The 1,470-nt window shown below is 46.6% G+C and carries 1 protein-coding gene; it reads left to right on the forward strand.

What is annotated here, in order from left to right; genetic code table 11:
- Positions 1–86: 86 nt before the first annotated feature.
- Positions 87–1,427 carry a sensor domain-containing diguanylate cyclase gene (locus VZT47_RS10355; protein WP_330224882.1) on the forward strand — a complete coding sequence of 447 codons (1,341 nt, stop codon included), beginning with the start codon at positions 87–89 and terminating at the stop codon, positions 1,425–1,427.
- The last annotated feature ends 43 nt before the right edge of the window (positions 1,428–1,470 follow it).

Genomic DNA, 1,470 nt, shown 5'->3' on the forward strand with positions numbered 1-1,470 from the left:
AACGATGAGATCGGCGGCATTGCCCGCTCATTCCGAAAGTTGGTTGCCGATGTGAAGGAGCAAAGCCGTAAAAAGGGAGGATACGAATGATCAGCCTGAAAGAAGGGGTTTCCCTTCGTAACATACACAAATGGCAGATTGTATTTGCGGTCATATTTTCCTGCCTGATGATTTTCTCTACCTACCGGCTCATAAACAGCTTCATGCGCGTTAAAAACGCTTCGGAAGAAAATTTAATGCTGCAAAATTCAGTCCACGGGCTGATGGATGCTTCGGACCACCTTACGGAAATGGTACAGCGCTTTACCGAAAGCGGAGACCGCAGGTTTATGGAACAGTATTTTATTGAAGCCTTTGCAACCAAACGGCGGGAACAGGCCATTACCGAACTGAAAAGAGTGAAGAACGTCGGCCCTGCCCTGGCAAGCCTGGAGGAGGCCATGCGCTATTCGGTAAAACTGATGGACAGGGAATACTACGCGATGCGCCTGGTGATTGAAGCGAAAGGAATCAGGGAGTATCCTTCCGTGCTGAAAGGTGTAACCCTGAACAGTGCAGATATGGCGCTTTCTCCTGAGGACAAGATGCGGCGTGCCACAAAGATGGTACTGGATGGTGAATATTATACCCAAAAGAATCGGATCCGTGCGGAAGTCAACAACACCGTTCAGGCGATTGTAAGCCAGGCGCAGAAGGAAGAAACGGATGCACTGGAACGTTTCCAAAAGGAACTGAATCTGGCGCGCGCGGGGGTTTTGATGATAATTGCATCCATCTTCTTTGTAGTATGGTTAACGTCTACCCTGGGCATAAACCCAATCCTGCGCGCGGTGGATCAGATTGAAACCGACAGCCCCATCCGGGAAACCGGAGCCAACGAATTCCGGTATCTGGCCAAAGCCTATAACAATTTGTATTTTATGTATAAGAAGAGTATTGAACATCTTAATTTCAAAGCTTCTCATGATGAATTGACGGGGGCGTATAACCGGGCCGGATTTGATCTTCTGCTTTCAAGCCTTGATCTGGATTCAACGTACCTGATGATGCTTGATGTTGACAATTTCAAGACCATCAATGATACGTACGGACATGAAACAGGAGATAAAGTACTGAAAAAACTGGTGCAGGTTTTGAAAAAGAATTTCCGGTCTGACGATTATATCTGCCGACTGGGCGGTGATGAATTTGTTGTGTTTATGGTTCACTCCGATGAGATGCAGCGAAAATTGATTGAAATGAAATTGGAAAAGATTAATCGGGAGTTGTCAAATGCGGATGACGGAGTGCCGGCTGTTTCTGTCAGCGTAGGCATTGTCCATGGAACTCAGGCAAGCGATATAGAAACATTGCTGAGCAAAGGCGACGAAGCCATGTATAAATCCAAAGAGCGGGGAAAACATACTTTTACGTTTTACGACAAGTAAGAAACGGTTACTCCACATAAGAAGTCAGCTTACGGCTCCACAG

Origin of the sequence: Dialister sp., assembly GCF_036343215.1 — a bacterium.
Lineage (GTDB): Bacteria > Bacillota > Negativicutes > Veillonellales > Dialisteraceae > Dialister.